Below are 24,420 nucleotides of genomic sequence, written 5' to 3' on the forward strand. Positions count from 1 at the left end.
CTGCAAGATTTTTGTTCCCTCGCCCATTTATGGGAGAGGGTTAGGGAGAGGGTGGTGAGAAGGAAGTTGCTCTCGGCACACACCCTCACCCCCGGCCCCTCTCCCATAAATGGGCGAGGGGAGAAGAACAGCGGCCCTGCTTCACTCCACCGCAATCGCTAGGCGTGACTCCGCCGCAGCCAACGCCGACCCATCACTCTCATCCTTCAGCCCCACGCCAGTCAGCCCCAGCCGGCGACTGGCATCCAGCAACCATGCCAGCTTGCGCGCCGCAGCGGGGTAATCCAGCCCTTCCGGGCGCACGTTGGAGATGCAGTTGCGCTCCGAATCCATCCGCCCAACCCGTGGCCCGTGGGTGATGTAGATGCCCATGCTGTCCGGCGACGAGAGCCCCGGCCGCTCGCCGATCAGCATCACGACGATGGTCGGCTTGAACAACTCGCCCACTTCGTCCGCCAGCGCCACACGTGCTTGTTTCGCGACCACGACCGGGCCGATGCGCCAGCCGGAGGTTTCCAGATACGGCCGCAATTCGATCAACAAAGGCAAAGCATTGCGCTCTATGGCGCGGGATGACAGGCCGTCGCCAATCGTGAACAGGATGTCACACGGCATTTTGGGCAAGTCGGCGAGCGCATTGCGGCTGGCCGGGTCGAGCCGACGACCGAAGTCGGGGCGCTGTAGGTATTCGGTTCGGTCATGGGCACGGCTATGGGCTGGCAATGCCACGAATCCAGCTTCTTCCAGCGCATCGCTCAACGCGCCGACATCCAGCGGCGTATGCACTGCATCACGCGCTTGGGCGTGGGCGAGGGCGAATCCCAATGTTTCGGCCGTCGGCAGGCTGCCGCCACAGCGGCCGAGCGCAATCCGGGCGGCGGTATGGCGGGATAGCTCGGCCCACGGGTCGGGCGTCAGCGCTGGTTTTTCTTCGTCCATCATCGCGCTCATGCGGCCCCCGGCATCATCGCCAGCAGCGGTTGCTGCGCAGTCTGTTCCAGCAAGCGGCCGTTGAGGCCGGTGATGCGCATCGCTTCCAGCCAGGCCTCGAATTCCGGCGCGCGTTGCAGGCCGAGTAGCTGGCGCACGTACAGCGCATCGTGAAACGAGGTGCTTTGGTAGTTGAGCATGATGTCGTCCGCCCCCGGCACGCCAATGATGAAGTTGATGCCGGCGGCGGCCAGCAGCGTCAGCAAGTTGTCCATATCGTCCTGATCGGCCTCGGCATGGTTGGTGTAGCAGATATCGCAGCCCATCGGCAGGCCGAGCAACTTGCCGCAGAAATGGTCTTCCAGCCCGGCGCGGATGATCTGTTTGCCGTCGTAGAGGTATTCCGGCCCGATGAAGCCAACAACGGTGTTGATCAGCAAGGGCGAGAAACGCCGCGCCACCGCGTAGGCGCGCACTTCGCAGGTCTGCTGGTCGACGCCGTGATGTGCGCCGGCCGACAACGCGCTGCCTTGGCCGGTTTCGAAATACATGACGTTGCTGCCGACCGTGCCGCGCTGTAATGACAGCGCGGCCTCGTGCGCTTCCTGCAGGACCGCCAGACTGACACCGAAACCGGCATTGGCCGCTTCGGTGCCGGCAATCGACTGGAACACCAGATCGACCGGCGCGCCACGGCGGATCAGCTCGGTGGTGTTGGTCACGTGGGTCAGCACGCAGGTCTGGGTGGGAATGGCAAAGCGCTCGCGCACTTCATCCATCAGCACCAGCAGATCGTGGATGGCGGCCAGACTATCGCTGGCCGGGTTGATGCCGATGACCGCATCGCCTGCGCCGTACAGCAGGCCATCGAGCATCGCCGCTGCAATGCCATGCGGATCGTCAGTCGGGTGATTGGGTTGCAGCCGCACCGCCAACCGCCCCGGCAGTCCCAGCGTGTTGCGAAAGGCAGTCACCACCCGGCATTTCGCCGCGACCAGGATCAGATCCTGATTGCGCATCAGCTTGGACACCGCCGCCGCCATCTCGGGCGTAATGCCCGGGGCGATGCGCGTGAGTACTCCAGTGCTGGCGGCATCGGACAACAGCCAGTCGCGGAAGTCGCCAACCGTCAGGTGCGAGATCGGCGCGAAGGCGGCGGCATCGTGGCTATCGATGATCAGCCGGGTAACTTCATCGACTTCGTAGGGAATCAGCGCTTCTTGCAGGAAGGCCTTGAGCGGCACCGCTGCGAGCGCCATTTTGGCGGCGACGCGTTCTTCGGTGGTCTCCGCAGCAAGCCCAGCGAGGCAATCACCCGAGCGTAGTGGTGTGGCCTTGGCCAGCAAGGTTTTCAGGTCAGCGAACCGATAGGCCCGCGCGCCGACGGCGTGGGTGAAGGTCATTGGCGTTCTCCGATACTTACGGACTCGTTGAACTCAGCCAAGACTTTGAGTCCAGCGACGTCAAAATCTTGTTGAGCTGTTTGTTGAAGGCGCTGCAGATTTTCACCGCCCCCTTTTTTGCCGTGCGAATCGTTGATTCGTTCAGGTAGAGGGGATTGAGGGGGATTTCGACGTCATTGCAATTTGACGATGCCGCAGAAATCCCCCCTAGCCCCCTTCAAAAAGGGGGGAATAGAAACGCCGACTGTTGCTCTCATAGACCTTGCTTGAGCCCATTTCGGCCTCGGCCAATTACTCCGCTTGCACCGCCGCACTCAACAACGCATCCGCTGGCGCAGCATCGCGGTGATGCGAAGTCAGGCGGAAGTAACCATATCCAAAGGCAAAGAAGCCCGCAAAAATCGCTGCCAGCAACAAGTTGTAATACACCATAGCGACCAGACTCACGCAGGCCAGCACCAATGCGATGGCCGGCACGATCGGGTAACCCGGCGCGCGAAACGGGCGTTCCAGCGCGGGTTCGGTCTTGCGCAGTTTGAACAGTGCCAGCATCGAGATGATGTACATCACGATCGCGCCGAACACCGACAGCGTGACGATATTGGCCGTCAGCGGTTGGCCACCGATCACGATCAGGTTATCGCTGAAGATGGCGGCGATGCCAATCACGCCACCCGCTAGAATCGCCAGATGCGGCGTCTTGAAGCGCGGGTGGATCGTTGCCAGCACTGGCGGCAGGTAGCCGGCGCGACCCAGGGCGAACAGCTGGCGCGAGTAGCCCATGATGATGCCGTGGAAGGAAGCGATCAGGCCGAACAACCCCAGCCAGACCAGCATGTGCAACCAGCCGCTGCTTTGGCCGACGATCATCTTCATCGCCTGCGGCAACGGGTCGTTAATGTTGGCAAGCTTGTTCCAGTCGCCTGCGCCACCGGCAAAGATCATCACGCCGACCGCGAGCACCACCAGCGTGAGGATGCCGGCGATGTAGGCAACGGGAATGGTGCGCTTGGGGTCTTTGGCTTCTTCCGCAGCCATCGCCGCGCCCTCAATGGCGAGGAAGAACCAGATGGCAAACGGGATCGCCGCGAAAATGCCGGAGATCGCACCCAGGTGGAAGCCATCCTGACCGGCCCAACCAGCGTGGGTAAAGTTGGCCCAGGAGAAGCCCGGCGCGACCACGCCCATGAACACCAGCAACTCGAAAATCGCCAGCAGCGTGACGAACAGCTCGAACGCCGCGGCGATGCCGACCCCGGCGATATTCAGCCCCATGAAGATCACATAGGCGCCGACCGCCACCCACTTCGGGCTGATGTCCGGAAACTGCACGTTGAGATAAGCGCCGATCGCCAGCGCAATGGCCGGTGGCGCGAAGACGAATTCACACAAGGTGGCGAAACCGGCGATGAAGCCACCAGTCGGGCCGAACGCTCGCCGCGCATAGGCAAACGGGCCGCCGGCGTGGGGAATCGAGGTGGTCAGCTCGGTAAAACTGAAGATGAACGCGGTGTACATCACCGCGATGACCAGCGAGGTAATCAGAAAGCCCATCGTGCCGGCTTGCGCCCAGCCGTAGCTCCAGCCGAAATACTCGCCGGAAATCACCAGCCCGACCGCGATGCCCCAGAGTTGCCAGCTCCCTAATGTCTTGGAAAGTCCATGTCCTGCGTTGCTCATCATTTGCTCCCCGACGGATTTGATCCGCATTTCCGGATTAATTGGAATGATTGGCTGCATGCTCAAAATGGCCAAAATGACATACCGCGTCATCTGGTCGTCTGTGATCTGCCAGCACGTTCCATGCCAAATTGCATGTCACTGGGGATGTCATTGGTAAACGGCCGTTTCAGCGGGCGGAGGGGCAAAGATATGGAGAGAAAGCAGCGGAACCAGCACCAGGATCAAACTCGCTAACCAGCGCCTTGCACCAACAGCGGGCGCAGGCCGCTTGCCAATCGATCCACGCTGGTCACAAAAGCAAACAGCCCGTCGTGACGGGCTGTTTGGGTGGCGGTGTTCCAGCGAAATCAACTCGGGTTGCAAACCCCGTAGGAGCAAATCGCCGAGAACGGTTTGGCGTTAGTGCAGTACACGCGATACAGCTGCCCGCCGTCGCGCTCGGCCAGCAGCCATGCGCCACTGCCTTGGCAGCCTTGCTCGTGCGCCAGTTTTTCGACCACGTACGACCATTTGCCCAGCTTGCGCTCGGCTTGGTCTGGTGCGCTGGATAGGGCCGGTTCCGCGGCGGTTTGCACCGGTGCCGGTTCGGCTTGTTTGCTTGGCGCAGCTTGCTTGGCGGGTGCGGCCGGTTCTGGCATGTCGTCCTGTAGCGGGGTGGTTACCGCAGCGGGGGCGACGGCAACGGCGGCGGGCTTGGCATCGGATTTAGCCGCAACGGATTGCGACCCCATGCCAACGCTGGGCAAGGCGTTGTCCACCATCGTGCACTCGCGCACGCCCTTCTGGCCGGTGGCCTCGTCCACCAGATGCAGTTTGTTGCGCGCCACCAGCACACCCAACTTCACTTCCTGCCACACGTAATAGGATTTGCCGGCCTCGGCATTGAGCACCAGCGAATCATCGTTTTCGGCTTTGCTGAGCACGTTCTGGAAGCCGGGGTTCACTTCGAAGGCCATATAGGTTTTGCCGTTGGTAAAGCCGGCTTTCTGGCCATTCAGATTGACCTGCATCGGGATCGCGAAACCCATGAATTCGTTGCGGTAGACGTAGATATTCGCTTTGCCCGGCGTCACGGTGAAGGTCTTGGCTTTTACATCCAGCCCGGCGGGCACTTTGGACGTCGAGGCACACGCCCCGAGCAAGGCAAGCAGCCCGAAGGCGATACAGCAGCGCAGCAATTTCATCATGTCCCCAATCGGCAAGGTTGTTCCGGTTCCCGCCCGGAATTCGGCTTGGCTGGTTTTTAACAAGCAACCGCCGGCATTGCAAGCACAACGAAAGTTTTCATGCTGTTTGTGTATTTTCTGGCTACGGATGTGTGCGCAGCCATATCCAGTGATGTCTTCATTCATTCAACGTTTGCAGCACGGTTGGCTCAGGGCGTGGACGTAAGCAAAGTAATTACCTATGAATTAGCCAAAGCTGTCAGCGCAAAACCAGCAGGCCATGACGTTGTATTTGCCGCTAGAATCCAGCCCCATGAAGCGGCGAATCGTCCATTACCTGACGCTGCTGGGATTGCTGTTCCATTTGCTGATCCCGGCCAGCGTGCATGCCCACCCGCAACAAGTGGGCAGCGGGTCATTGCATGCGCTGTGCTCGACGATGATGGGCCAGTCCAAGGCAGCCAAGATCGACCTCGGCGCGCCCGCGCAACAAGACGAGCACGATTGCTGCGCATTCGGCGATTGCTTGATTTGCACCCATGCCGTTGGCGCTGAGCTGGTAAATAGCCACGTCATCGTTGTTGCGCCCATTCTGGCGAGCGGCCAATGGATTCCCGCTTTCATCGCCACGGCTGCGCCGCCATCGTCTCCCTTGCGGGCTAACCAGCCGCGTGCCCCGCCTGCCATCCGCACCGTTCTGCTCTGATTTCCAGTTCATTTCCTGAATGACGGCCTCACCGCGTTCTGCTTTGCGAAGCAGCGGCGGGCAGGCCATTGCCTCCCGCACGGACGCGGGAGCTTGCGAGGCATCTCATGTTTTCCAGTTCCTTCAAACCCTCCTTCCACCCACTCATGCTGACCGCTGCGCTGGCTGTCACCCCTGGCTGGGCGCTGGCTTGCTCCAGCTGCGGCTGCACCCTGAGTTCCGATTGGGAAAGCCAGGGCTTTGCCGCCAAATCCGGCCTGCGTTTCGATTTGCGTTATGACTATCTGGACCAGGGCCAGCTGCGCACGGGCACCGGCACGGTCGACAAAGGCAGCATCAGCCTGCCAACCGACCGCGAGATCGAGCAGTGGACGCATAACAACTACGTCACCGCCGGCATCGATTACAGCCCGAACCCGGACTGGGGCGTGAATCTGCAAGTGCCGTTCATTGATCGGGCGCACCAAACCATTGCGGCGGGCGATACCGATGTATCCGGCTCGCATACTTCCAATCTGGGCGATATCAAGCTGATCGGCCGTTATCAGGGCTTTAGCGGCGAGAAAAACTGGGGCATCCAGTTCGGCCTGAAACTGCCCACCGGCAACATCCACGAGACCTTCGATAGCGGCCCGCAAGCGGGTCAGGCGCTGGATCGCGGTCTGCAACCGGGCACCGGCAGCACCGACCTGATCTTGGGCGTGTATCACTTCAGCCCCCTGAACCAGAACTGGGATTACTTCGTGCAGGGCACGGTGCAGACGCCACTGGCCACGCGCGAGGATTTCCGGCCGGGCAATGCGTTCAATGCCAATGTCGGCGTGCGTTACATGGCGAACGACACCTTCATTCCGCAGCTGCAGCTCAACGCCAAGCACGGCCGGCCGGATTCCGGTGCGAATGCCGATACAGACAACAGCGGCGGCACGCTCGTCTATTTCAGCCCCGGCCTGACCGTGAAACTGAGCAAGCAATTGAACGCATTCGGCTTTGTGCAGGTGCCGCTGTATCAGAACGTGAACGGCTACCAGCTCGCGCCACGTTGGACGGCTTCGGTGGGGTTGCGGTACGTGCTTTGAGTGACTCTCGTCCCCTCACCCCCGGCCCCTCTCCCGCTATTGCTGAGCAAGGCAACAGCCTTGCACGCCAGGGCGAGGGGAGAACAGAAGCTATTTGAGCAGCGGCAGAACCGTGCTTTCCAACGTCGCCGCATCGATCAGCGTATCGCCCTGCCAGCCGTTGGTGCGGACGATGCCTTTGCGGTCGATGACAAAGGTGAGCGGCACGCGCCAGATGCGGCCGTAGCCGCTGAAACTGGCGTCGTCACTCATCGCAATCGGGTAGGAGACAGCCTGTGCCAAGGTCTTCACCAGCGGCAGATCGGCGTTGTCGTCCACGCTGACGCCGATCACTTCCAGTCCTTCCGCCTGATGCTGGCGATAGAAGGCATCCAGCGCGGGCATTTCCTGCCGGCATGGCGAGCACCATGTCGCCCAGAAATTGATCACCACCACTTTGCCGGCCAGCACCGCCAGATTGATCGACTTGGCAGCAAGCGACTTCGCCGTGAAGGCGGGCGCGGGTTTGCCGGCATCGATGGCGTAGCTCGGAATGGCAGTTGCGAGGCACAGCGCGGCGATGGCTAGCCAGTGGGCGTGGCACTTCATGCGTCGATGCTGCTCGGTGCGGTGTAGAAACGCTGCTGCAACGCCGCCAGCCCCAGCTCATCCAGCACGGCATGCAAGCGTTCTGCTGGCTTGCGACGCGGCAGGTTCTTGTAGCTGGCGACGATCAGCTCGTTCTTCATCGAATGTTCCCAGCCAACCAGTTCGGTCACGGTCACTTGATAGCCATGTGCTTCCAGCTGCAGGCAGCGCAATACATTGGTGATCTGGCTGCCGAATTCACGGGTGTGGATGGGGTGACGCCACAGCTCGGCCAGCGGGTTTTTCAACGCCTGTTGCTTGTTCTTGCGCAGCTCGGCGGCGACTTCGGCTTGGCAGCAGGGCACCAAGACGATGTGCTTGGCACGTTTTTCCAGCGCGAAGCGAATGGCGTCGTCAGTGGCGGTGTTGCAGGCGTGCAAGGCGGTCACGATGTCGATCTGGTCCGGTAGCGCCTTGGAGGTGATCGAATCGGCCACCGACAGATTGAGGAATTCCATCCCCTTGAAGCCGCAGCGTGCCGCCAGTTCCTGCGAGTGCGTGACTAGCGCTTCACGCGTTTCGATGCCGTAGATATGACCGGCCGGCGCGTGCTCCTTGAAGAACAGATCGTAGAGGATGAAGCCAAGGTAGGACTTGCCCGCGCCATGATCGACGAGGCTCACCGCCGGATGCTGCGTGAGCACGTCCTTGAGCAGCGGCTCGATGAAATTGAACAGGTGATACACCTGCTTGAGCTTGCGGCGGCTGTCCTGATTGAGCTTGCCGTCCCGCGTGAGGATATGGAGTTCTTTCAGCAACTCGACCGATTGGCCGGGGCGGATGTCATGTTTTTCAGTTGCGTGTTTTTCAGGCATTTCAGTAGTAATCCTCTTCCCTCTGGTGGCGCACAGCCAAGATGGAAACAGTCGCGTCGTTGTCGATTTCAAACAGCATCACGTAGCCGTTGCGACCGAACGGAATCAATAACTCGCGCAATAAGGGATGCTGCTCGGCACCCCGTGCCTTGCGGCAGGCGAAGGGGAAATCTTCCAGTAGCTGCAGGGCTTTTTGTACTGCGGCCAGCGCGCTTTCTGCCGCCGTCACATCCTGTTCAAGCAGGAAATCATATAAACGCAATAGATCGGCTTCAGCCTCGCGGGTAAAACGGATGCGATAGCTCATGCGTTACGTTTGGCGTCGAGCTTGGCTTGCATTTGCGCCAGTACCGCATCGGCGGGCACGTAATCATTGCTTTGCTTTGCTGCGGCTGCAGCGGCGAGGCCACGCTCGATGAACGCTTGCTGGGTTTGGCGCGACTCGATCTGTTGGCGCACGGCGGCTTCGACAAAACCGGAAACGGTTTCACCGGGCTGCAGTACTGTCTCTAGCGCGTTGCGTAGTTCCGGCGCGACCCGTAGCGATGGCAGTGTGGCGGTTTTCATTGGCATTCCAATGCGTTGCATTTGCAACACATTTTGGCATGTACCTGCGCCACGCGACAAGCGCACGCTGCTATCATCGCCAGCCCGCGTCGCCGCTGATCGCCCACCACTGGGCATTAAACAGGATGGAGCAGCCATGGAAGACCGCATCACCGAACTCGAAATCAAGCTCGCCTTGCAGGACGATCTGCTCGATACGCTGAACAGCATCGTTGCCACGCAACAGCAGCAGATCGATCGGCTGCAGCTCGATTTGCGGGCACTGGCCAATCACGTGCGCAATATGGAATCGCCGGGCGAGCCGGGGCGCAGCAAGCCTGAGGATGAGGTTCCGCCGCATTATTAAAATGCGCTGGCGAGCTTTGAATCAGTCAACCGCAGGATGTTGTTGGTAGGAGCGAGCTTGCTCGCGATGACACTGGTGAATTCGATGTCGCCATCGCGAGCAAGCTCGCTCCTACAGAAGTCACAGATCTCAGTGCGACTCTCGCGCGCCCAGCAGCGCCTGCTGTTGCGGCTGCATGAACCATTCCAGCAGAAAATCGATCAGCGCCCGCACCTTGGCTGGCTGCGGCAAGCGTTGCGGATAGACGAGATAAAGCGGCTGCCCCGTCAATTCGAAATCGGGCAACAGCCGGATCAACCGCCCGGCCGACACATCGGTTGCGGCCAGATAGTCCGGCAGGCGCGTGATGCCGGCCCCGGCCAACGCCAGATTGCGTAGAAAGTTGAAGTCGTTCACCCGCAGCGCGGCATGCACATCGACGGCATGCAGTTGCGCGCCTTGGCTGAAGGCCCAATGCGCAGCGTTGCGGAAGTGGCTGTTGATCAGGCAGGGCCAATCACGCAATCCCGCAGGCATGTGCGGCGGCGGCTGATCACCGAACAACGCCGGGCTGGCAACGACCCATTCCCGCATCACACTCAAGGGGCGGGAGACGAGCCGATCCGGCACGATGGCATTGGAGCGGATCGCCAGATCCCAGCCTTCCGCCTCCAGATCGCGCTGGATGCTGCTGAGATCCAGCTCCACTTCCACTTGTGGATAGCGGGCGCGAAACGCGAGCAACGCCTGCGCCATGAATACACCACCGAAGCTGGTCGGTACCGTCAGCCGCACCAGGCCGGCGACCTCCTCACGCAATTCCATCACCGCCTGCCGCGCCGCGCTGACCCATTGCGGCCATTGGCTGCAGTGCGCGAGATACACCCGGCCGGCTTCGGTGAGATGCAGGCGACGGGTGGTGCGAAACAGCAATTGCGCACCCAGCAACGCTTCAAGCTGCAACACCTGTTTGCTGGCAAGCGCCTTGGAGCAGCCGAGCACATCGGCCGCCTTGGTGAAGCTGCCATGCTCGACCACGCTGGCGAAGGTGATCGCCCATTGCAGCTGCTGGTTCAGGGTATCCGGCGACGGATGGGATGCTGGGTTGGACGAGGTGATTGTCTTCATAGGATTGACAGTGAATCCAATATTGCCCGGATTATCGGCGAATCCGATCGGGATAGGATAGCGTCCATGCACAGTTCAGTGCCGGGAGCCGTTCACAAAACCCTGCTGGCTGCGTTGTACTCGCTTGCCGTACGACTTGTACTGTCTGCGCTTCGTACGTCTTGCCAGCACCGCTACGCTGGATTTTGTGAACGGCTCAGCTCGCTATCCCAGTCAATTCACAAAGGAGCAACACCATGAAAATTCTTCTCATCGGCGCCAACGGTACTGTCGGCAAGGCAGTCGCAGCTGAACTCGGCACGCGGCATGAAATCATCGGTGCCGGTCGCAATAGCGGCGACTTGCGCGTCGATATCGAAAGCCTCGCCAGCGTTGAAAAACTGTTCAAGGAAGCCGGCCCGGTCGACGCGGTGATCGCCACTGCCGGCAGCGTGCATTTCGGCCCGCTGGCCGAGTTCACGCCCGAGCAATACGCCATCGGCCTGAACAACAAGCTGATGGGGCAGGTGAATCTGGTGCTGGCCGGCCAGAAAGTATTGAACGATGGCGGCAGCTTCACGCTCACCAGCGGCATCGTCACTCGCGATCCGATCCGTTACGGCAGCAGCGCCAGCATGGTGAATGGTGCAGTGGAAGGCTTTGCCCGCTCCGCCGCCATCGAATTGCCGCGCGGCCTGCGCATCAACGTGGTCAGCCCGAATGTGTTGGTGGAATCGCTGGCCGGGTATGCGCCCTATTTCCGCGGCTTCGAGGCAGTGCCAGCAGCACGCGTGGCGCTGGCGTACAGCAAGAGCGTGGAAGGCGCGCAGACCGGGCAGGTTTACGAGGTGCATTGATTGTTAAACCGAAAATCTTGAACCACAGAGGGCACTGAGAACACAGAGGTTCACAGAGAAAACCAAAACCGCTTGAGAGGAAAACCTGTAGGAGCGAGCTTGCTCGCGATGGCGTCGTTTGATTAACCATCGCTATCGCGAGCAAGCTCGCTCCTACAGAGACCGCTCTCCACGTTGCCTTTCTCTGTGCGCTCTGTGTTCTTACTGTTCTCTGTGTCTACAGGTTTTCGTCTTTCCGGCGTGCACCACTCATCACCCTATCCCGATGAAAAACAAGGCTTTTTTGGATCGAACCGGACAAATCTGCGACAATGCGCGATTAGTCTGACTCATCATCCGCATGAACGCCGCTCCAACTCCGATCTACGCCTACCCGAAACCCACCACGCTGCGCCCGCCCGCGCCCTTCCTGCCAATGAGCCGGGATGAGATGAACGCACTGGGTTGGGACGAGTGCGACATCATTCTGGTGACCGGTGACGCGTATATGGATCACCCCAGTTTCGGCATGGCGCTGGTCGGCCGCCTGCTGGAGGCGCAAGGCTTTCGGGTCGGCATCGTCAGCCAGCCGGAATGGGATAGCGCTGAATCCTTCAAAGCGCTGGGCCGGCCGCGGCTGTTCTTCGGCATTACCGCCGGCAATATGGATTCGATGATCAACCGCTACACGGCCGACCGCAAACCGCGTTCGGACGATGCCTATACCGCCAATGGCGTGGGCGGACGGCGACCGGATCGGGCGGTAACGGTCTACTCGCAGCGTTGCCGCGAAGCCTTCCCCGGCGTGCAGATCATGATCGGCAGTATCGAGGCTTCGCTACGCCGCATCGCCCAGTACGACTACTGGAGCGACAAGGTGCGCCAGTCGGCCCTCGTTTATGCCAAGGCGGACATCCTCTTGTTCGGCAATGCCGAGCGCGCCCTGGTGGAAGTTGCCCACCGCGCCAATGCCGGCGAAAAGCTGCGCGACATCCGCGATGTGCGCGGCACGGCGTTCATGACGTCGCACGGCTGGTTGCCGGCGCGGGATTGGGCGGTGCTGGATTCGTCCACTGTCGATACGCCGGGCCGGGTCGATCCGCACCCTGATCCGTATGCGATGGAAAGCGAAAAGCAATCCGGCGCGGCCTGTGATACGCCCGCTGATCCGAATGCGCCCAAGCCAATCCGCATTGTCTCGAAGGCTGAGCGCATCGCCGCCAAGCAGGCCGAGCGCCAAAAGACCGTAGTACGCATCCCGGCCTATGAAGCCGTCGCCTACGACCCGGTGCTGTACGCCCACGCCAGCCGCACGCTGCATCTGGAATCCAACCCGGGCAACGCCCGCGCGATGGTGCAGCTGCACGGCGAGCGCGATGTGTGGCTGAACCCGCCGCCGATTCCGCTGGAAACGCCGGAGATGGATTACGTCTACGGCCTGCCCTATGCCCGCCAGCCGCACCCGAGCTACAACGGCGCGCGCATCCCTGCGTGGGACATGATCAAGTTCTCGATCAACATCATGCGCGGCTGCTTTGGCGGCTGTACTTTCTGCTCGATCACCGAGCACGAAGGCCGCATCATCCAGAGCCGCTCGGAAGAATCGATCCTCAACGAAATCGTCGAGATTCGCGACAAAACGCCGGGCTTCAAGGGGCACATTTCCGATCTGGGCGGCCCGACCGCCAATATGTATCGGCTGGCCTGCAAAGACCCGGCCATCGAGCAATCCTGCCGCCGCCTGAGCTGCGTGTATCCGGGCATCTGCGAGAACCTGAATACCGATCACAGCCATTTGATCCAGCTCTACCGCAAGGCGCGGGCGATTCCAAGCGTGAAGAAGATCACCATCGGTTCCGGCCTGCGTTATGACATCGCGGTGGAATCACCCGAGTACATCAAGGAGCTCGTCACGCACCACGTGAGCGGCCTGCTGAAGATCGCGCCGGAACACACCGAGGACGGCCCGCTCTCCAAGATGATGAAGCCGGGCATCGGCACCTTCGAGCGCTTCAAGGACTTGTTCGATCATTACTCGAAGCAGGCCGGCAAGGAGCAATACCTAGTGCCGTACTTCATCGCCGCCCATCCGGGCACGACCGATGAGGACATGCTCAATCTCGCCTTGTGGCTGAAGAAACACAACTTCAAGCCCGACCAGGTACAGGCGTTCACGCCAACGCCGATGGCGCTCGCCACCACCATGTGGCACACCCGCCGCAACCCGCTCAAGAAGCTGGGCCGCTCGTCCGAGAAGGTCGAGATCATCAAGGACGCCAAGCAGCGCACGCTGCACAAGGCATTCCTGCGTTACCACGATCCGAAGAACTGGCCGATCTTGCGCGAAGGTTTGATCGCGATGGGCCGGCAGGATCTGATCGGCAACGGCCCGCAGCATCTGATTCCGCTGCCGACTGCGGCCGACCTCGCCAACGGCGAAAAACGCGTGCCGCACCGGCAAGTCGCCAAGCCGGCATCACAAGCGCGGGGCGCGCAGCGCAAGCTGGTGCTGCCGGGGCAGGGCAAGGGGAAGAAGACGGGTGGGAAGGCGCGGGGGCGGTAACGTCGGCACGGATTTCCGCATCAGACGGTGCTAAAATCGATGCCTGAATCGCACTCTGGAGCACCCCATGCGCACGACAATTGCCCTTGATGATGATCTGCTTTCCCAAGCTCAAGCCATGACCGGGCTTTCCGAAAAGTCCGCCTTGGTGCGCGAGGCGTTAAAGGCACTCATCGAACGCGAGAGCGCCCGACGCTTGAGCCGGCTCGGCGGCACCGAGCCAAATCTGGAGCCGATCGCGCGCCGTCGGCCGGAATCCGCATGATCCTGGTCGATACGTCCATCTGGATCGACCACCTACGCACCGACGACGCGACGCTCGCCACACTGCTCGAGCAGAACCGTGTCCTGACTCATCCATTCGTGATCGGTGAGATTGCGCTTGGCAGTCTGCGGCAGCGCGATATGGTGTTGGGAGCGTTAAGTGCACTTCCTCAAGCAACGGTCGCCCTCGATAACGAAGTGTTTCGCATGATTGGGGACGAAACGCTGCATGGCGTCGGAATCGGCTATATCGACGCGCACCTTTTGGCGGCGGTCCGGCTCACACCAGGCACCGCACTGTGGACACGGGATCGCCGGCTCCAGGCAGTCGCCGAGCGTTTGGGCATTGCCGCCCGCACCGCCCACTAGGCGTCTTCTTCCTGACCATTAATCAGATTGGGCAAACCGTCTTCCATGTCATAGCGGGCGCCGTTCTCCGCACACGCGACCACCGCAGCGATAAATTCCGCCACAGATTCCGGCGTACGCAACTTGCCGTGCTTCTTTCGTGCAATGAAACGGCCAACGTCGGGAAAATCGGTGGCGCTGGTCGAACGGATTTCTCCCTGCATGCGCGTATCCATCACATCCGGGTCAACACTGATGCAGGTAAACGGCTGAATTGCCTGCGCCTGCTCGACGGCCAGTGCGCGGATGAAGTTATCCATCCCGGCCTTGCCGGCACAGTACAGGCTCCAGCTGCCATAGCCGCGCTGCCCGGCACCGGAGGAGATTTGCACAATCGTCTTGCGGCACGGATGCGTATCGAACGCTTGCACAAACGCGGTGATGAGGTGGATCGCCGTCAATAGATTGACGTTGAGATTGGCGGTGATCGCCGCCGCATCCAGCCGCGTCACGAGCAGCAGCGGTGTGAGCACGCCCGCGTTGTTGATCAGCGCGATCTCGTCCCACGCTTGCCCGGCCAGATCGGTAAACAGTGGCTGGATCACGGCCAACGTCTGCGCCGGATCAGCCATATCGACCGAGACATGAGCTTCGCCTTGGCCGCTGCGCGATAGCTCCAACACGTGCCAGCCACGTTGCTGATAAAGCGCGACCAATGCCGCGCCCAAACCGTGTGATCCACCGGTAATCAGTGCCAGTTTCATACTTCAAGAATCCTGTTCAGATCGATTCGTGCGGCCACAAGCCACGCTGCGGGAATAACAACTCAATCGCCAACCTTCCCCCGCAACGACTTGATCTCGCCCCGCTTCGTCTTGCCATCCACGCGCCGGCGTTGCGAGGCGCGTGTCGGCTTGGTGGCGCGGCGGATGGTTGGCTCGACGGTCACGCTTTCCAGCAACACCATCAACCGCGCCAGACCGTCTTCGCGATTCTTTTCCTGGCTGCGGTATTGCTGCGCCTTGATCACGATCACGCCGTCCTTGCTGATACGGGCATCGTTTAGCGCCAGCAGGCGTTGCTTGTAGATATCCGGTAGCGATGAAGCATTGATGTCGAAGCGCAGGTGCAGCGCGGTCGAGACCTTGTTGACGTTCTGCCCGCCCGACCCTTGGGCGCGAATGGCGGACCATTCGATTTCATCGTCGGGGATAACCAGTTTTTTCACGGTTGGCTCGCCAGCCAATCCAGCACGCCCTGCCCCGCAGCACGGCCGGTCGCAAAGCAGGCGGTGAGCAGATAGCCACCGGTGGGCGCTTCCCAATCGAGCATCTCACCAGCGCAAAACGCACCCGGCAACGCATTCAGCATCAGGTGCTCATCAAGGGCGTGGAAAGTCACGCCGCCGGCCGTGCTGATCGCCTCATCCAATGGGCGAGCGGCAACCAGCTTGATCGGCAGGCTTTTGATGGCATGGGCCAGTTTAAGCGGGTCGTTGAAGTCTTCTTTGGATACACACTCGCGCAACAAGCCCGCTTTAACCCCCTCGATACCGACCTTGCTTTGCAGATGGCTCGATAGCGAACGGCTGCCGCGCGGCGCGGAGACTTCGCGGATCACGCGCTCCAGATCGCGATCCGGCACGAGGTCGAGGTGGATGGTCGCACTGCCATTAGCGGCAATCGCATCGCGCAAACCGGCCGAGAAAGCGTAGATCAGACTGCCTTCGACACCGTGCTTGGTCACGACGAATTCACCGCGTTTGTGCACTGTCTCGCCGTTCTGCGGAGTGAATGACAGCGCGATCGACTTGAGCGGGCTGCCGGCAAATTTGTCGACCAGGAATGGCGTCCAGTTCACGTCGAAGCCGCAGTTGGATGGCTGCAGCGGCGCGATATCGACACCACGCGCAGCCAGCAACGGTGCCCATGCGCCATCCGAGCCGAGCTTTTGCCAGCTACCGCCACCCAGCGCGAGCACGCTTGCGGCTGCATGCACAGCGATCTCGCCAGCCGGTGTGGCAAAGCGCAATGCGCCGTCATCCGCCCAGCCGAACCAGCGATGCCGCACGTGGAATACCACGCCTGCCGCCTTCAACCGTGCCAACCACGCACGCAACAAAGGCGCTGCTTTCATTTCCTTGGGAAAGACGCGGCCACTGGTACCGACAAAGGTCTCGATCCCCAGCCCGTGAATCCACGCCTGTAACGCGGCGGGATCAAAGTTGCGGATCAGCGCTTCCAGCTGCGGGCGGCGCGTGCCATAGCGGCCCAGAAAAGGCTCGAGCGCTTCGGCATGCGTGATGTTCATGCCGCCCACTCCGGCGAGCAGGAATTTACGCCCTACCGATGGCATGCCGTCATACACCGCGACGGATACACCGGCATCGGCAAGCACTTCTGCCGCCATCAAGCCGGCCGGCCCTCCGCCAATGATGGCGACGTGAGCGGTGAGCGGATGGGCTTTGGAATCAGTCATGGCGTAATCAGCAAGCAAAACGCCATTTTACGCTGCTAAGCACGGCAGCCGTGTCGACAACGCGTAATCAGGTCTGCGGCTTGAAATATAAGCGTCCAGTGATGGACATCACTATGTCACACGCATTATTTACTATTACTACGTAGTTGCACTACGCGTTTTAAATGTATAAACTACGTAGCAATACTACTTAATTAATCAACTTAACCAGGAGATAAAGCCATGACTACCCTCATTGCTGCCCTCTACGACCGGTTCTTCGGCACCACCGAAAACATCGTCGTGAATGCCCGCGTTAACCGTATCGCTGGTATCGAAGCTAACGAAAAGATTGATGGCCGTGTCCTCAAGCTGGACGGCGACCGCGCCAAGGTGTGCTGGCCGCGTGGCGAGAAGACCATGGAAAACGTGCGCAATCTGGTGCTGATCGCTGAATAAGCGCCACACCAGGCAACACACGTAGCAAGTCAGTCAAAAGCCGGGATCAACCCGGCTTTTTGCTTTTTGGCCCGGTCAATTTCATCGGCGATCCTTTATAAGCACGGCGGCGCGGGATTTTCCGCATGCGAAAGCGCCCCCCGCAAGCGCTACAGTGCAGTGTGAGCCACGTGCAAAAAGGACACGCCATGCTGCAGCAGACCCTGATCGCGGAACCACCGCATACCGAATTCGTGCCCGATCACGACGTCACCGCGACCGTAGCACGCGCCATTCTCGATGGCTTCGACCGCCACTACCGGTTGTTCCGCAATACCAGCCGCGTCGCCAAGCACAATTTCGAAGCCGCCAAAGTGCACGCCCAGCGCGATGCCGTCCGCTCGCGGATCGCCTTTTATGATCAGCGCGTGATCGAAACCACCGCCCGGCTCAAGCATGAGCACGATGCAGAGCGCCTTGATGACGCCACTTGGGTACGCATCAAGCTCGCCTACATCAGCCTGCTGATCAACCACAAGCAGCCGGAGCTGGCCGAGACCTTCTTCAACTCGGTGTGCTGCCGCATCTTGCACCGCACCTACTTCCACAACGAATTCATCTTCTATCGCCCGGCCGTATCGACCGAGTTCATCGAAGCCGACCAGCAGCCGGCCTACCGCACCTACTACCCGACCCGCGCCAATCTGGCCGCCACCCTGTCGGACATCGTCACCGACTTCGGCTGGAGCCTGCCCTTTGTCGACCTGCAGCGCGACATGAAACGCGTGCTGCGCGCGCTCTACCGCCATTTGGGCCACTGGCCGGAATTCGCGCTCAATACGCAGATTCAGGTACTCACGTCGCCGTTCTTTCGCAACAAAGCGGCTTATCTGATTGGCCGGGCGATCAATGGCGATCTGGAAATCCCCTTTGCGCTGCCGATCTGCCGCAGCCATCGCGGCGAGCTTTATCTCGATGCCGCTCTGTTCGCCCACGCCCACATCCGCAGCCTGTTTTCGCTGTCGCGCGCGTATTTCATGGTCGATATGGAAGTGCCGTCCGCCTTTGTGCAGTTCCTGCACGAGCTGATCCCGGACAAGAGCCGCGCCGAGCTGTACACCATGGTCGGCCTCGCCAAGCAGGGCAAGACGATGTTTTATCGCGAGCTATTCCATCACTTGCGGCACACCACCGACAAATTCAGCTTCGCCCCCGGCATCAAGGGCATGGTGATGATCGTGTTCACGCTGCCGTCCTTCCCCTTCGTGTTCAAGGTGATCAAGGACGTAATGGCCCCCCCCAAGGAAGTGACCCGTGAGCTGGTACAAACCAAGTACCTGATGGTGAAGCGCCACGACCGGGTCGGCCGCATGGCTGATTCGCTGGAGTTCTCCAACGTGGCCTTGCCACGCGAGCGCTTCGACGAAGGCCTGCTGGATGAGCTGCGCCGGCTGGCGCCCTCCATCATCGAAGAAGAAAACGACACCGTGGTACTCAAGCATCTCTATATCGAATGCCGCATGAAACCGCTCAACATCTTTCTGGATGAACACCGCGGCGAAGAAGTCGAAACCGCGGTGCGCGACTACGGCAACGCCCTGCGCGAACTGGCCATCGCCAATATCTTCCCCGGCGACATGCTGTTCAAGAACTTCGGCGTCACCCGCGCCGGCCGCGTGGTGTTCTACGACTACGACGAAATCGAATACATGACCGACTGCGACTTCCGCCGCATCCCCCCTCCACCGTCGCCCGAGTTCGAAATGAGCGGCGAACCGTGGTACACCGGCCACAAGGGCGAGGTCTACCCGGAGGAGTTCGGCACCTTCCTCTTGAGCCGGGCCGATGTACGCGCCGCGTTCATGAAATACCACGCCGACCTGCTCACTGCCGAATTCTGGCAACGCGCCAAGGCACGCATCAGTGCTGGCATCGTGGAGGATTTCTTTCCTTATCCGCAGGCGTTGCGGTTTGCACAGCGTTACGGCAAGACCGGTTAACGGAACGCAATTCACCCGGCCATTCACAAGCTCTGGTCGCCTGCTACTTTGAATGAATCATTTCACCAGCGATGAAGGCTGACCGATGCGAGCCCTGCTTCTGATTGCCGCATTTCCCCTGATCGCCCACGCCGCCGGCCCGATCCGCATCTGCGCGGAGGACGACTGGGCGCCGTTTTCCTTCATCGAAAAAGGCCACGCCCAGGGCGCTTCGGTGGATTTGGTGAATGCCGCGCTGCATAGCGAGGGGATGGATGTGCAGTTCGAGAGCGGCACCTACAACCGCTGCCTGAATCTGACCCGCCAAGGCAATTACCACGCGCTGGTGGATGTGGCGCAGAACAAGGAGCGGCGGCCACAGTTCCTTTGGCCGGAAAAACCGCTGTTGATCATGCGTTTGCACCTGGTGGCCCGCAAGGGACTCGCGGTGAAGACACCCGGTTACGCCGCCATGGCCCGGCACCGGGTGGGGATCACCAGTGGCTATGAATATCCGGATGTGATGCTGGGGCAACCGGGGTTGATGAAGGTCGAATCACATAGCGAGCTGGGCAACTTGCGCCAGCTGGCCAATGGCAAGATTGACTTCATGCTGCTCTCCGAAGGCACGATTGCCAGCTTGCGCAAGGAGCTCACCGAAGATGAACGGCAAGCGGTGCAAGACTTGGGCGAGATCGACCAACTCGCGCTCTACGTGGCCTTCAACAAGGATGCCCCGCAAGCCGCGGCCTGGGCGCAAGCACTGGATCGCGGCTTGACGACGCTGGGCCGCAACGGCGAGGCGCAACGCATCATGGCGCGCTGGAAAGCGGTGCCCTGATTCGCGCCACCTTGGCTAGATGCCCGCTCGACAATCTAGCCGCGCTGGCCAACGTTGAACGTCTCCCCGGTCTCGAAAAACGCGCCACCCGCCACGTAATGAATGCTGCGCGGCGCATCGGCCTCCAGATGCCAATGACCATCGTGGAACACACCCGGCTCTGCCCAGGCCGCGACCACTTCGCCAATGAATAAATCGTATTGCTGCTGATTATGCGGCTCGGGGATAACCTTGCATTCCAGCCAGGCCAGGCAGCCTTCCAGGAGCGGTGCGGCAATCTGCTCAGCCGCGAAAGTAGCCAGCCGATGCTCGGCAAACTTGTCGTAGTCCCGGCCCGAGGCCGAACCAACGGCAACTGTCGCTTCCGCCAATGCACGCGAAGGAATGTTCAGCGCGAATGTACCGCTCGCTTCGATCAACTCGCGGGTATAGGTGTTCTTGTCGATTACCACGGCGATTTTCGGCGGATCGAAGTCCAGCGCCATATTCCACGCCGCAGCCATGATATTGCGGCGCTCGCCGTGGGCGCTGGTCACCAGCACGGTCGGGCCGTGGTTGAGCAGGCGGTAGGCTTTAGGGAGGGGGACGGAAACCGGGGACATGGTTGCTCCTTGGCTTAGGGTAGGCTCCGAGGATAACGCGACATGCCGCTTTGGCGCTTTTACAATCGCACCCATGTCCCCCCTCAAATACCTCACCGGTTATCCGCCCCATCTGCTCGACCGCGTCCAGACCTTGCTCGATCAGGGCGAGCTTGGCCCGATGCTGGCGCGCAAATATCCGCAACGTCATGCCGTGCAGACCGATAAGGCACTGTACGACTACGTGAGCGGGCTAAAGCAGCAGTACCTGAAAAACGCCCCGCCGATTGCCAAGGTGTTGTACGACAACGCGCTCGATCTGGTCGGCGGCACGCTTGGCACCAACACCTTTGCGGCGCGGGTGCAGGGCAATAAGCTCAAGCGCAAGAACGAGATTCGTATCGCGACGCTGTTTCGCGAGGCACCGGCGGAGTTCCTGAGCATGATCGTGGTCCATGAGCTGGCCCACCTGAAAGAGAAGGATCACAACAAGGCCTTCTATCAACTGTGCTGCCATATGGAGCCGGACTATCACCAGCTGGAGTTCGATTTGCGGGTCTGGCTGATCTGGCGCGAGGCCGGCCAGACGTAGCGCAGTGGCTATGATGAATGAGTAAGCCACCACCGATGCCGCGCCATGTTCAAGCGCTTGAGGGGCTGGTTCCAGGCTGATGAACAGCCAGCGACAACGCCCGTCGTTCCAGAATCCACCACAGTACCGACCGCCGCCAGAACGGGCGGGCAGGGCTTGCTGCGTCGCCGCATGGTGCTCGATGCGCGGCGGCGAACGGTAGCGTATGCGATCTCGCTACGCCCCCTGCACCATGCCTTGGATAGTATCAACCAAGCGATGCGTGACGATGAAATCCTGTTGCACGAGCTGGCCGGCCAGCAAGAAGGCGCAGGGCCGCTCAAGCGCCCGATCTGGCTGGAACTGGACTGGCACTCGCTCGGGCCATCATTGTTGGCGCAACTCCCGGCCGGGCATCCCTACACCATTGTCGCGCATGGCATCCCGGCACTGCCGGGGGAACAACTGCTGGCACAGCTGGCACCGCTGCTTGGCGTTGTGCCGGTTGGCCTCGTGGTCGACAAGACCAGCCTGAATTATCCCGGCTTGTTACGCCGCATGAAGCTGCTGGCCTTGCCGGTCGATACGCCAGACATTGCTCAGTTCTCGCGGATATTGGCGCGCTGCCGTACCTTGGCCCCGGAAGCGGATATCTGGTGTGTCGGGCTGACCAGCCATGAAGCCAGCGAAGCCTGCCTCTCGCTGGGGGCCAATTATGTTTCCGGGCAATTGTTCACGGAGGAACTGCACCAGCCCATTCAGCTGCCGCTGCACTTCCTGCGCTTGAACGAAGCGCTGCAGCTGGCGCGCCGCGCGGCGCCGTTTGACGATATCGCGGATGCCATCCGCGTTGATCCGATGCTGAGCGTGCGGCTGCTGCGCTATGTGAATTCAGCCGGCATGGGCTTGTCGCGCCAGGTCACCCAGCTGGATCAGGCGCTGATTCTGCTCGGGCACACGCGCATTTATCGCTGGTTGTCTTTATTGCTGTTCGCGTCGGCCACGCCACGGCCGCTGGACGACACGGTGCTGGAAGCCGCCCTCACCCGTGGCCGGTTGATGGAGTTGGCCGGTGCGGTGCGACTGGATGCCAAGGACGGCGAAGCGCTATTTCTGATCGGCCTCTTTTCCTTGCTGCATTTCCTGCTGGGTGCGCCGCGTGAGCAATTGCTGCAGGAATTGCACCTGCCCGAAGCGGTACACGACACGCTGGCCGGCCAGCCGACGGTTTACGCGCCCTACCTGCTGCTCGGGGAGGCCAGCGAGCTGGGCCAAGACCCCGATCCAGCTTTGCTCACGCAATGCGGCTTGAACGAATACAGCTTCAATCGCATGCAATTCGAGGCGCTGAGCTGGGCGCTGATTACGCTCGCGAGCTGATGCCGCCCACGTCATCGACGCAGTATCAAGCCTCGGCAGCGACCACGCGAATTTCCACGTCATCCGCCACCTGCACCACCATGCCGGGACGAATCTTGTTGGTCTTGCGCAGCTCCTGCACGCCGTTCACGTTCACGACACCACTGGCGACCAGCGCCTTGCCGGCCCCGCCGCTATCGACCACACCGGAAATTTTCAGCAGGTCGTTCAGGGCGATGTATTCGGTGGAGATTTCGACTTCGAGGATTTGCATGGGCAACTCAGTATCCGACGGCAAAAGGGGATGGGGAAAAACGGCTTATCTTGCAAAGGCAGCGGCAGCCGCCATGCGAAATGCATACGAACGATACGAAATGGACTACAAATCGAGGTTGAGCCGCCCTGCATTGTCCTGCGGCAAGGGCATTGAAACAACACTCGGCCAACACACGGCGGCGAGCCAACGGATTTTTCGACAATGAGTTCTTCTTCGGGCAACGGGAATAACGGGCGTATGGGCCCGGCGTCCTCGTCTCAATCGCGGCTGACCCAGCCGACGCAATCCTCCGCGAACAAGCGGGTGACATCGTCGTCTTCATCCTCTCAAGCCGCTACCCCAACCCAGTCTGCCCTCCAACCGGCCGCGAAGCCCGGGCCCCGCAAGCCCGCCAAGCTGGCCCCGATGCAATCACCGCCGCAACCCAAGCCCGTCAGTCCATCCGCCAGCGCCTTGCCCGGGCCAGCGTTAGCCAGCGCTTCATCGTCAAGCCAGCCCGCCATGCAAGGCGGCCGCATGCGCGGGGTGAACAACGCCGACAAGGCCCGCCGCAAGCAGATCAAGTTTCCCGCCAACATCGACATGCAGCCCGGTGACCGGGTCTACGGCATCGATGCCACGCGTTCCTCGCTGGTCACCAGTTATGGCAACCAGCACAGACACGATGTCGATAGCGCCAATAATCTGGTCAGCGATAGCCAGCTCTCGCCGATGATCATCAACCCGCTCAACGACGCCCTCCTCGCCAAGTCCAAGGGGCTAAAAGATCTCGCGGCCAAGCGGGCAAAACCGTTCAAGGCCGAATTCAATCGCTACGAAACAGCCCTGTCGCAGATGCAGGAAGTACAGCAGCAGATGGCTCAGGTCAGTTCGTCGAGCTCAAGCGTCGATGCACGCAAGGATGAGAATGCCCGCCGCAGAACATTTGGCCTGCTGAGCAAGGGCGGCATCAATTTCGCCCATAACGAGGGAAGGCATATCTATTACGGGCTGGACGACATGGCCGTGGACAATGCCTTCAACCCCAGCGCGCCGCACTATCCAACCGTTTCATCCCAAGAGATTCGCCACATCCACGCCAACCAGGCCGTGCTGGCGCCCAACAACACGCTTGCGACACCCGCTGCCGGTTCCGCACAGACCACCGCGGCCAATACCGTGCGCTTTATCCGGGGCGGAGCGGAAGTCACCCCGAATGACGTGTTCCACGGGATTAACCCGGCGCTGGCGCAACGTCGCCTGTCTTATGGCGAGCTGGCGCTGCCACGGCCAGCGCAGCCGGTCGCCCCACAGGCCCTCGCCCCGGCCCAATCATCGGTGGGGGCGTTGCCATCGGTCCACGTGCCAGCGCAGGCATCGTCGTCCAGCAGCGCCATGCCCCATTCACCACAACAACCGCCGCCGCAATCACCACCGGGCATGCGCGCCCAAAGCAGCGTATCGTTCCCGCCGCTGCATGCGCCATCGGCCAACGTTCGGGACAAGAACGGGCAGTAAG

27 protein-coding genes are annotated in these 24,420 nt (G+C 60.9%); 13 read left to right on the plus strand and 14 right to left on the minus strand.

Features of this window, described 5'->3' with window-relative positions:
* Positions 1 to 141 precede the first annotated feature (141 nt).
* The 4 genes from eutC to BR41_RS23530 all read right to left on the minus strand — a co-directional run bounded on the left by eutC (position 142) and on the right by BR41_RS23530 (position 5,203).
* Positions 142 to 951 (minus strand): ethanolamine ammonia-lyase subunit EutC, encoded by an 810-nt coding sequence (gene eutC / locus BR41_RS07145; protein WP_051710411.1) that lies wholly within the window; start codon positions 949 to 951, stop codon positions 142 to 144.
* A complete protein-coding gene (locus tag BR41_RS07150; RefSeq protein WP_035054613.1) occupies positions 948 to 2,333 on the minus strand; it encodes an ethanolamine ammonia-lyase subunit EutB in 1,386 nt (461 codons plus the stop codon). Before BR41_RS07150 ends, eutC begins: the two co-directional genes overlap by 4 nt.
* Before the next feature lie 291 nt (positions 2,334 to 2,624).
* Complete coding sequence (gene eat, locus BR41_RS07155; RefSeq protein ID WP_156970595.1) at positions 2,625 to 4,013, minus strand: ethanolamine permease; 1,389 nt, start codon at positions 4,011 to 4,013, stop codon at positions 2,625 to 2,627.
* Positions 4,014 to 4,363: 350 nt separating this feature from the next.
* Positions 4,364 to 5,203, minus strand: coding sequence for a DUF2846 domain-containing protein (locus BR41_RS23530; protein ID WP_084186906.1), 840 nt, complete (start codon positions 5,201 to 5,203; stop codon positions 4,364 to 4,366).
* A gap of 292 nt (positions 5,204 to 5,495) precedes the next feature.
* On the opposite strand from BR41_RS23530, the gene BR41_RS07165 reads away from it, so the two are divergent.
* Both BR41_RS07165 and BR41_RS07170 read left to right on the plus strand, forming a co-directional pair.
* A complete protein-coding gene (locus BR41_RS07165; protein ID WP_156970596.1) occupies positions 5,496 to 5,888 on the plus strand; it encodes a DUF2946 family protein in 393 nt (130 codons plus the stop codon).
* 107 nt (positions 5,889 to 5,995) lie between these two features.
* Positions 5,996 to 6,967 carry a lipoprotein gene (locus tag BR41_RS07170; protein ID WP_035054617.1) on the plus strand — a complete coding sequence of 324 codons (972 nt, stop codon included), beginning with the start codon at positions 5,996 to 5,998 and terminating at the stop codon, positions 6,965 to 6,967.
* 90 nt (positions 6,968 to 7,057) lie between these two features.
* On the opposite strand, the gene BR41_RS07175 is transcribed toward BR41_RS07170, so the two are convergent.
* From BR41_RS07175 to BR41_RS07190, 4 genes are read right to left on the minus strand one after another with little or no spacing between them, the layout of a single operon-like run.
* The gene (locus BR41_RS07175) at positions 7,058 to 7,555 is read right to left on the minus strand and encodes a TlpA family protein disulfide reductase (RefSeq protein ID WP_051710412.1); all 498 of its coding nucleotides are present in this window, start codon (positions 7,553 to 7,555) and stop codon (positions 7,058 to 7,060) included.
* Complete coding sequence (locus BR41_RS07180; protein WP_035054619.1) at positions 7,552 to 8,409, minus strand: class I SAM-dependent methyltransferase; 858 nt, start codon at positions 8,407 to 8,409, stop codon at positions 7,552 to 7,554. Before BR41_RS07180 ends, BR41_RS07175 begins: the two co-directional genes overlap by 4 nt.
* 1 nt (position 8,410) lies before the next feature.
* Complete coding sequence (locus tag BR41_RS07185; RefSeq protein ID WP_035054621.1) at positions 8,411 to 8,716, minus strand: type II toxin-antitoxin system RelE/ParE family toxin; 306 nt, start codon at positions 8,714 to 8,716, stop codon at positions 8,411 to 8,413.
* Positions 8,713 to 8,976 carry a YlcI/YnfO family protein gene (locus BR41_RS07190; RefSeq protein WP_035054622.1) on the minus strand — a complete coding sequence of 88 codons (264 nt, stop codon included), beginning with the start codon at positions 8,974 to 8,976 and terminating at the stop codon, positions 8,713 to 8,715. The genes BR41_RS07185 and BR41_RS07190 overlap by 4 nt, the downstream gene beginning before the upstream one ends.
* Before the next feature lie 136 nt (positions 8,977 to 9,112).
* Between BR41_RS07190 and BR41_RS07195 the strand changes: the two genes are divergently transcribed.
* On the plus strand, positions 9,113 to 9,322 hold the full coding sequence (locus BR41_RS07195) for a SlyX family protein (protein WP_035054624.1): 210 nt from the start codon (positions 9,113 to 9,115) through the stop codon (positions 9,320 to 9,322).
* Between the two features lie 129 nt (positions 9,323 to 9,451).
* Here the strand turns inward: BR41_RS07195 and BR41_RS07200 are convergent, their stop codons facing one another.
* Entirely contained in the window at positions 9,452 to 10,429 is a 978-nt protein-coding gene (locus BR41_RS07200; RefSeq protein WP_051710413.1) for a LysR family transcriptional regulator, read from the minus strand.
* A gap of 236 nt (positions 10,430 to 10,665) precedes the next feature.
* Between BR41_RS07200 and BR41_RS07205 the strand changes: the two genes are divergently transcribed.
* The 4 genes from BR41_RS07205 to BR41_RS07220 all read left to right on the plus strand — a co-directional run bounded on the left by BR41_RS07205 (position 10,666) and on the right by BR41_RS07220 (position 14,440).
* Positions 10,666 to 11,265, plus strand: coding sequence for a short chain dehydrogenase (locus BR41_RS07205; RefSeq protein ID WP_035054626.1), 600 nt, complete (start codon positions 10,666 to 10,668; stop codon positions 11,263 to 11,265).
* 340 nt (positions 11,266 to 11,605) lie between these two features.
* Positions 11,606 to 13,807: a YgiQ family radical SAM protein gene (locus BR41_RS07210; protein WP_035054628.1), complete on the plus strand. Its 2,202-nt coding sequence runs from the start codon at positions 11,606 to 11,608 to the stop codon at positions 13,805 to 13,807.
* A 67-nt stretch (positions 13,808 to 13,874) separates the two neighbouring features.
* Positions 13,875 to 14,072 carry a type II toxin-antitoxin system VapB family antitoxin gene (locus BR41_RS07215; RefSeq protein ID WP_035054630.1) on the plus strand — a complete coding sequence of 66 codons (198 nt, stop codon included), beginning with the start codon at positions 13,875 to 13,877 and terminating at the stop codon, positions 14,070 to 14,072.
* Entirely contained in the window at positions 14,069 to 14,440 is a 372-nt protein-coding gene (locus tag BR41_RS07220; protein WP_035054632.1) for a type II toxin-antitoxin system VapC family toxin, read from the plus strand. The genes BR41_RS07215 and BR41_RS07220 overlap by 4 nt, the downstream gene beginning before the upstream one ends.
* Here BR41_RS07220 and BR41_RS07225 read toward each other — a convergent pair.
* The 3 genes from BR41_RS07225 to BR41_RS07235 form a co-directional block, all read right to left on the minus strand.
* On the minus strand, positions 14,437 to 15,183 hold the full coding sequence (locus BR41_RS07225) for an SDR family NAD(P)-dependent oxidoreductase (protein WP_051710415.1): 747 nt from the start codon (positions 15,181 to 15,183) through the stop codon (positions 14,437 to 14,439). The two genes, BR41_RS07220 and BR41_RS07225, sit on opposite strands and share 4 nt — an antisense overlap.
* A gap of 62 nt (positions 15,184 to 15,245) precedes the next feature.
* A complete protein-coding gene (arfB, locus tag BR41_RS07230) occupies positions 15,246 to 15,647 on the minus strand; it encodes an alternative ribosome rescue aminoacyl-tRNA hydrolase ArfB (protein ID WP_035054634.1) in 402 nt (133 codons plus the stop codon).
* Positions 15,644 to 16,897: a TIGR03862 family flavoprotein gene (locus BR41_RS07235; RefSeq protein ID WP_035054636.1), complete on the minus strand. Its 1,254-nt coding sequence runs from the start codon at positions 16,895 to 16,897 to the stop codon at positions 15,644 to 15,646. Before BR41_RS07235 ends, arfB begins: the two co-directional genes overlap by 4 nt.
* Before the next feature lie 222 nt (positions 16,898 to 17,119).
* On the opposite strand from BR41_RS07235, the gene BR41_RS07240 reads away from it, so the two are divergent.
* The 3 genes from BR41_RS07240 to BR41_RS07250 all read left to right on the plus strand — a co-directional run bounded on the left by BR41_RS07240 (position 17,120) and on the right by BR41_RS07250 (position 20,134).
* Entirely contained in the window at positions 17,120 to 17,335 is a 216-nt protein-coding gene (locus BR41_RS07240) for a hypothetical protein (RefSeq protein WP_035054638.1), read from the plus strand.
* Positions 17,336 to 17,460: 125 nt separating this feature from the next.
* A complete protein-coding gene (gene aceK / locus BR41_RS07245) occupies positions 17,461 to 19,314 on the plus strand; it encodes a bifunctional isocitrate dehydrogenase kinase/phosphatase (RefSeq protein ID WP_245615824.1) in 1,854 nt (617 codons plus the stop codon).
* 85 nt (positions 19,315 to 19,399) lie between these two features.
* Entirely contained in the window at positions 19,400 to 20,134 is a 735-nt protein-coding gene (locus BR41_RS07250) for a substrate-binding periplasmic protein (protein ID WP_035054639.1), read from the plus strand.
* A gap of 35 nt (positions 20,135 to 20,169) precedes the next feature.
* Here the strand turns inward: BR41_RS07250 and BR41_RS07255 are convergent, their stop codons facing one another.
* Positions 20,170 to 20,736: a flavin reductase family protein gene (locus BR41_RS07255; RefSeq protein ID WP_035054640.1), complete on the minus strand. Its 567-nt coding sequence runs from the start codon at positions 20,734 to 20,736 to the stop codon at positions 20,170 to 20,172.
* A 73-nt stretch (positions 20,737 to 20,809) separates the two neighbouring features.
* Here BR41_RS07255 and BR41_RS07260 point away from each other — a divergent pair, with 73 nt between their 5' ends.
* A complete protein-coding gene (locus BR41_RS07260; RefSeq protein WP_035054641.1) occupies positions 20,810 to 21,307 on the plus strand; it encodes a M48 metallopeptidase family protein in 498 nt (165 codons plus the stop codon).
* A 45-nt stretch (positions 21,308 to 21,352) separates the two neighbouring features.
* Entirely contained in the window at positions 21,353 to 22,666 is a 1,314-nt protein-coding gene (locus BR41_RS22760) for an EAL and HDOD domain-containing protein (protein ID WP_051710417.1), read from the plus strand.
* A 25-nt stretch (positions 22,667 to 22,691) separates the two neighbouring features.
* Here the strand turns inward: BR41_RS22760 and BR41_RS07270 are convergent, their stop codons facing one another.
* Positions 22,692 to 22,919, minus strand: coding sequence for an RNA-binding S4 domain-containing protein (locus tag BR41_RS07270; protein ID WP_035054642.1), 228 nt, complete (start codon positions 22,917 to 22,919; stop codon positions 22,692 to 22,694).
* Positions 22,920 to 23,327: 408 nt separating this feature from the next.
* On the opposite strand from BR41_RS07270, the gene BR41_RS07275 reads away from it, so the two are divergent.
* Positions 23,328 to 24,419: a hypothetical protein gene (locus BR41_RS07275; protein ID WP_156970598.1), complete on the plus strand. Its 1,092-nt coding sequence runs from the start codon at positions 23,328 to 23,330 to the stop codon at positions 24,417 to 24,419.
* The last annotated feature ends 1 nt before the right edge of the window (position 24,420 follow it).

It is taken from the genome of Andreprevotia chitinilytica DSM 18519 (genome assembly GCF_000711875.1).
Taxonomy (GTDB): Bacteria; Pseudomonadota; Gammaproteobacteria; order Burkholderiales; family Chitinibacteraceae; genus Andreprevotia; species Andreprevotia chitinilytica.

What these genes read in the sequence shown, in the direction of transcription:
- eutC (WP_051710411.1), bottom strand. Translation starts at nt 951, where the DNA reads ATGAGCGCGATGATGGACGAAGAAAAACCAGCGCTGACGCCCGACCCG.
- BR41_RS07150 (WP_035054613.1), bottom strand. Translation starts at nt 2,333, where the DNA reads ATGACCTTCACCCACGCCGTCGGCGCGCGGGCCTATCGGTTCGCTGAC.
- eat (WP_156970595.1), bottom strand. Translation starts at nt 4,013, where the DNA reads ATGAGCAACGCAGGACATGGACTTTCCAAGACATTAGGGAGCTGGCAA.
- BR41_RS23530 (WP_084186906.1), bottom strand. Translation starts at nt 5,203, where the DNA reads ATGATGAAATTGCTGCGCTGCTGTATCGCCTTCGGGCTGCTTGCCTTG.
- BR41_RS07165 (WP_156970596.1), top strand. Translation starts at nt 5,496, where the DNA reads ATGAAGCGGCGAATCGTCCATTACCTGACGCTGCTGGGATTGCTGTTC.
- BR41_RS07170 (WP_035054617.1), top strand. Translation starts at nt 5,996, where the DNA reads ATGTTTTCCAGTTCCTTCAAACCCTCCTTCCACCCACTCATGCTGACC.
- BR41_RS07175 (WP_051710412.1), bottom strand. Translation starts at nt 7,555, where the DNA reads ATGAAGTGCCACGCCCACTGGCTAGCCATCGCCGCGCTGTGCCTCGCA.
- BR41_RS07180 (WP_035054619.1), bottom strand. Translation starts at nt 8,409, where the DNA reads ATGCCTGAAAAACACGCAACTGAAAAACATGACATCCGCCCCGGCCAA.
- BR41_RS07185 (WP_035054621.1), bottom strand. Translation starts at nt 8,716, where the DNA reads ATGAGCTATCGCATCCGTTTTACCCGCGAGGCTGAAGCCGATCTATTG.
- BR41_RS07190 (WP_035054622.1), bottom strand. Translation starts at nt 8,976, where the DNA reads ATGAAAACCGCCACACTGCCATCGCTACGGGTCGCGCCGGAACTACGC.
- BR41_RS07195 (WP_035054624.1), top strand. Translation starts at nt 9,113, where the DNA reads ATGGAAGACCGCATCACCGAACTCGAAATCAAGCTCGCCTTGCAGGAC.
- BR41_RS07200 (WP_051710413.1), bottom strand. Translation starts at nt 10,429, where the DNA reads ATGAAGACAATCACCTCGTCCAACCCAGCATCCCATCCGTCGCCGGAT.
- BR41_RS07205 (WP_035054626.1), top strand. Translation starts at nt 10,666, where the DNA reads ATGAAAATTCTTCTCATCGGCGCCAACGGTACTGTCGGCAAGGCAGTC.
- BR41_RS07210 (WP_035054628.1), top strand. Translation starts at nt 11,606, where the DNA reads ATGAACGCCGCTCCAACTCCGATCTACGCCTACCCGAAACCCACCACG.
- BR41_RS07215 (WP_035054630.1), top strand. Translation starts at nt 13,875, where the DNA reads ATGCGCACGACAATTGCCCTTGATGATGATCTGCTTTCCCAAGCTCAA.
- BR41_RS07220 (WP_035054632.1), top strand. Translation starts at nt 14,069, where the DNA reads ATGATCCTGGTCGATACGTCCATCTGGATCGACCACCTACGCACCGAC.
- BR41_RS07225 (WP_051710415.1), bottom strand. Translation starts at nt 15,183, where the DNA reads ATGAAACTGGCACTGATTACCGGTGGATCACACGGTTTGGGCGCGGCA.
- BR41_RS07235 (WP_035054636.1), bottom strand. Translation starts at nt 16,897, where the DNA reads ATGACTGATTCCAAAGCCCATCCGCTCACCGCTCACGTCGCCATCATT.
- BR41_RS07240 (WP_035054638.1), top strand. Translation starts at nt 17,120, where the DNA reads ATGACTACCCTCATTGCTGCCCTCTACGACCGGTTCTTCGGCACCACC.
- aceK (WP_245615824.1), top strand. Translation starts at nt 17,461, where the DNA reads ATGCGAAAGCGCCCCCCGCAAGCGCTACAGTGCAGTGTGAGCCACGTG.
- BR41_RS07250 (WP_035054639.1), top strand. Translation starts at nt 19,400, where the DNA reads ATGCGAGCCCTGCTTCTGATTGCCGCATTTCCCCTGATCGCCCACGCC.
- BR41_RS07255 (WP_035054640.1), bottom strand. Translation starts at nt 20,736, where the DNA reads ATGTCCCCGGTTTCCGTCCCCCTCCCTAAAGCCTACCGCCTGCTCAAC.
- BR41_RS07260 (WP_035054641.1), top strand. Translation starts at nt 20,810, where the DNA reads ATGTCCCCCCTCAAATACCTCACCGGTTATCCGCCCCATCTGCTCGAC.
- BR41_RS22760 (WP_051710417.1), top strand. Translation starts at nt 21,353, where the DNA reads ATGTTCAAGCGCTTGAGGGGCTGGTTCCAGGCTGATGAACAGCCAGCG.
- BR41_RS07270 (WP_035054642.1), bottom strand. Translation starts at nt 22,919, where the DNA reads ATGCAAATCCTCGAAGTCGAAATCTCCACCGAATACATCGCCCTGAAC.
- BR41_RS07275 (WP_156970598.1), top strand. Translation starts at nt 23,328, where the DNA reads ATGCAATCACCGCCGCAACCCAAGCCCGTCAGTCCATCCGCCAGCGCC.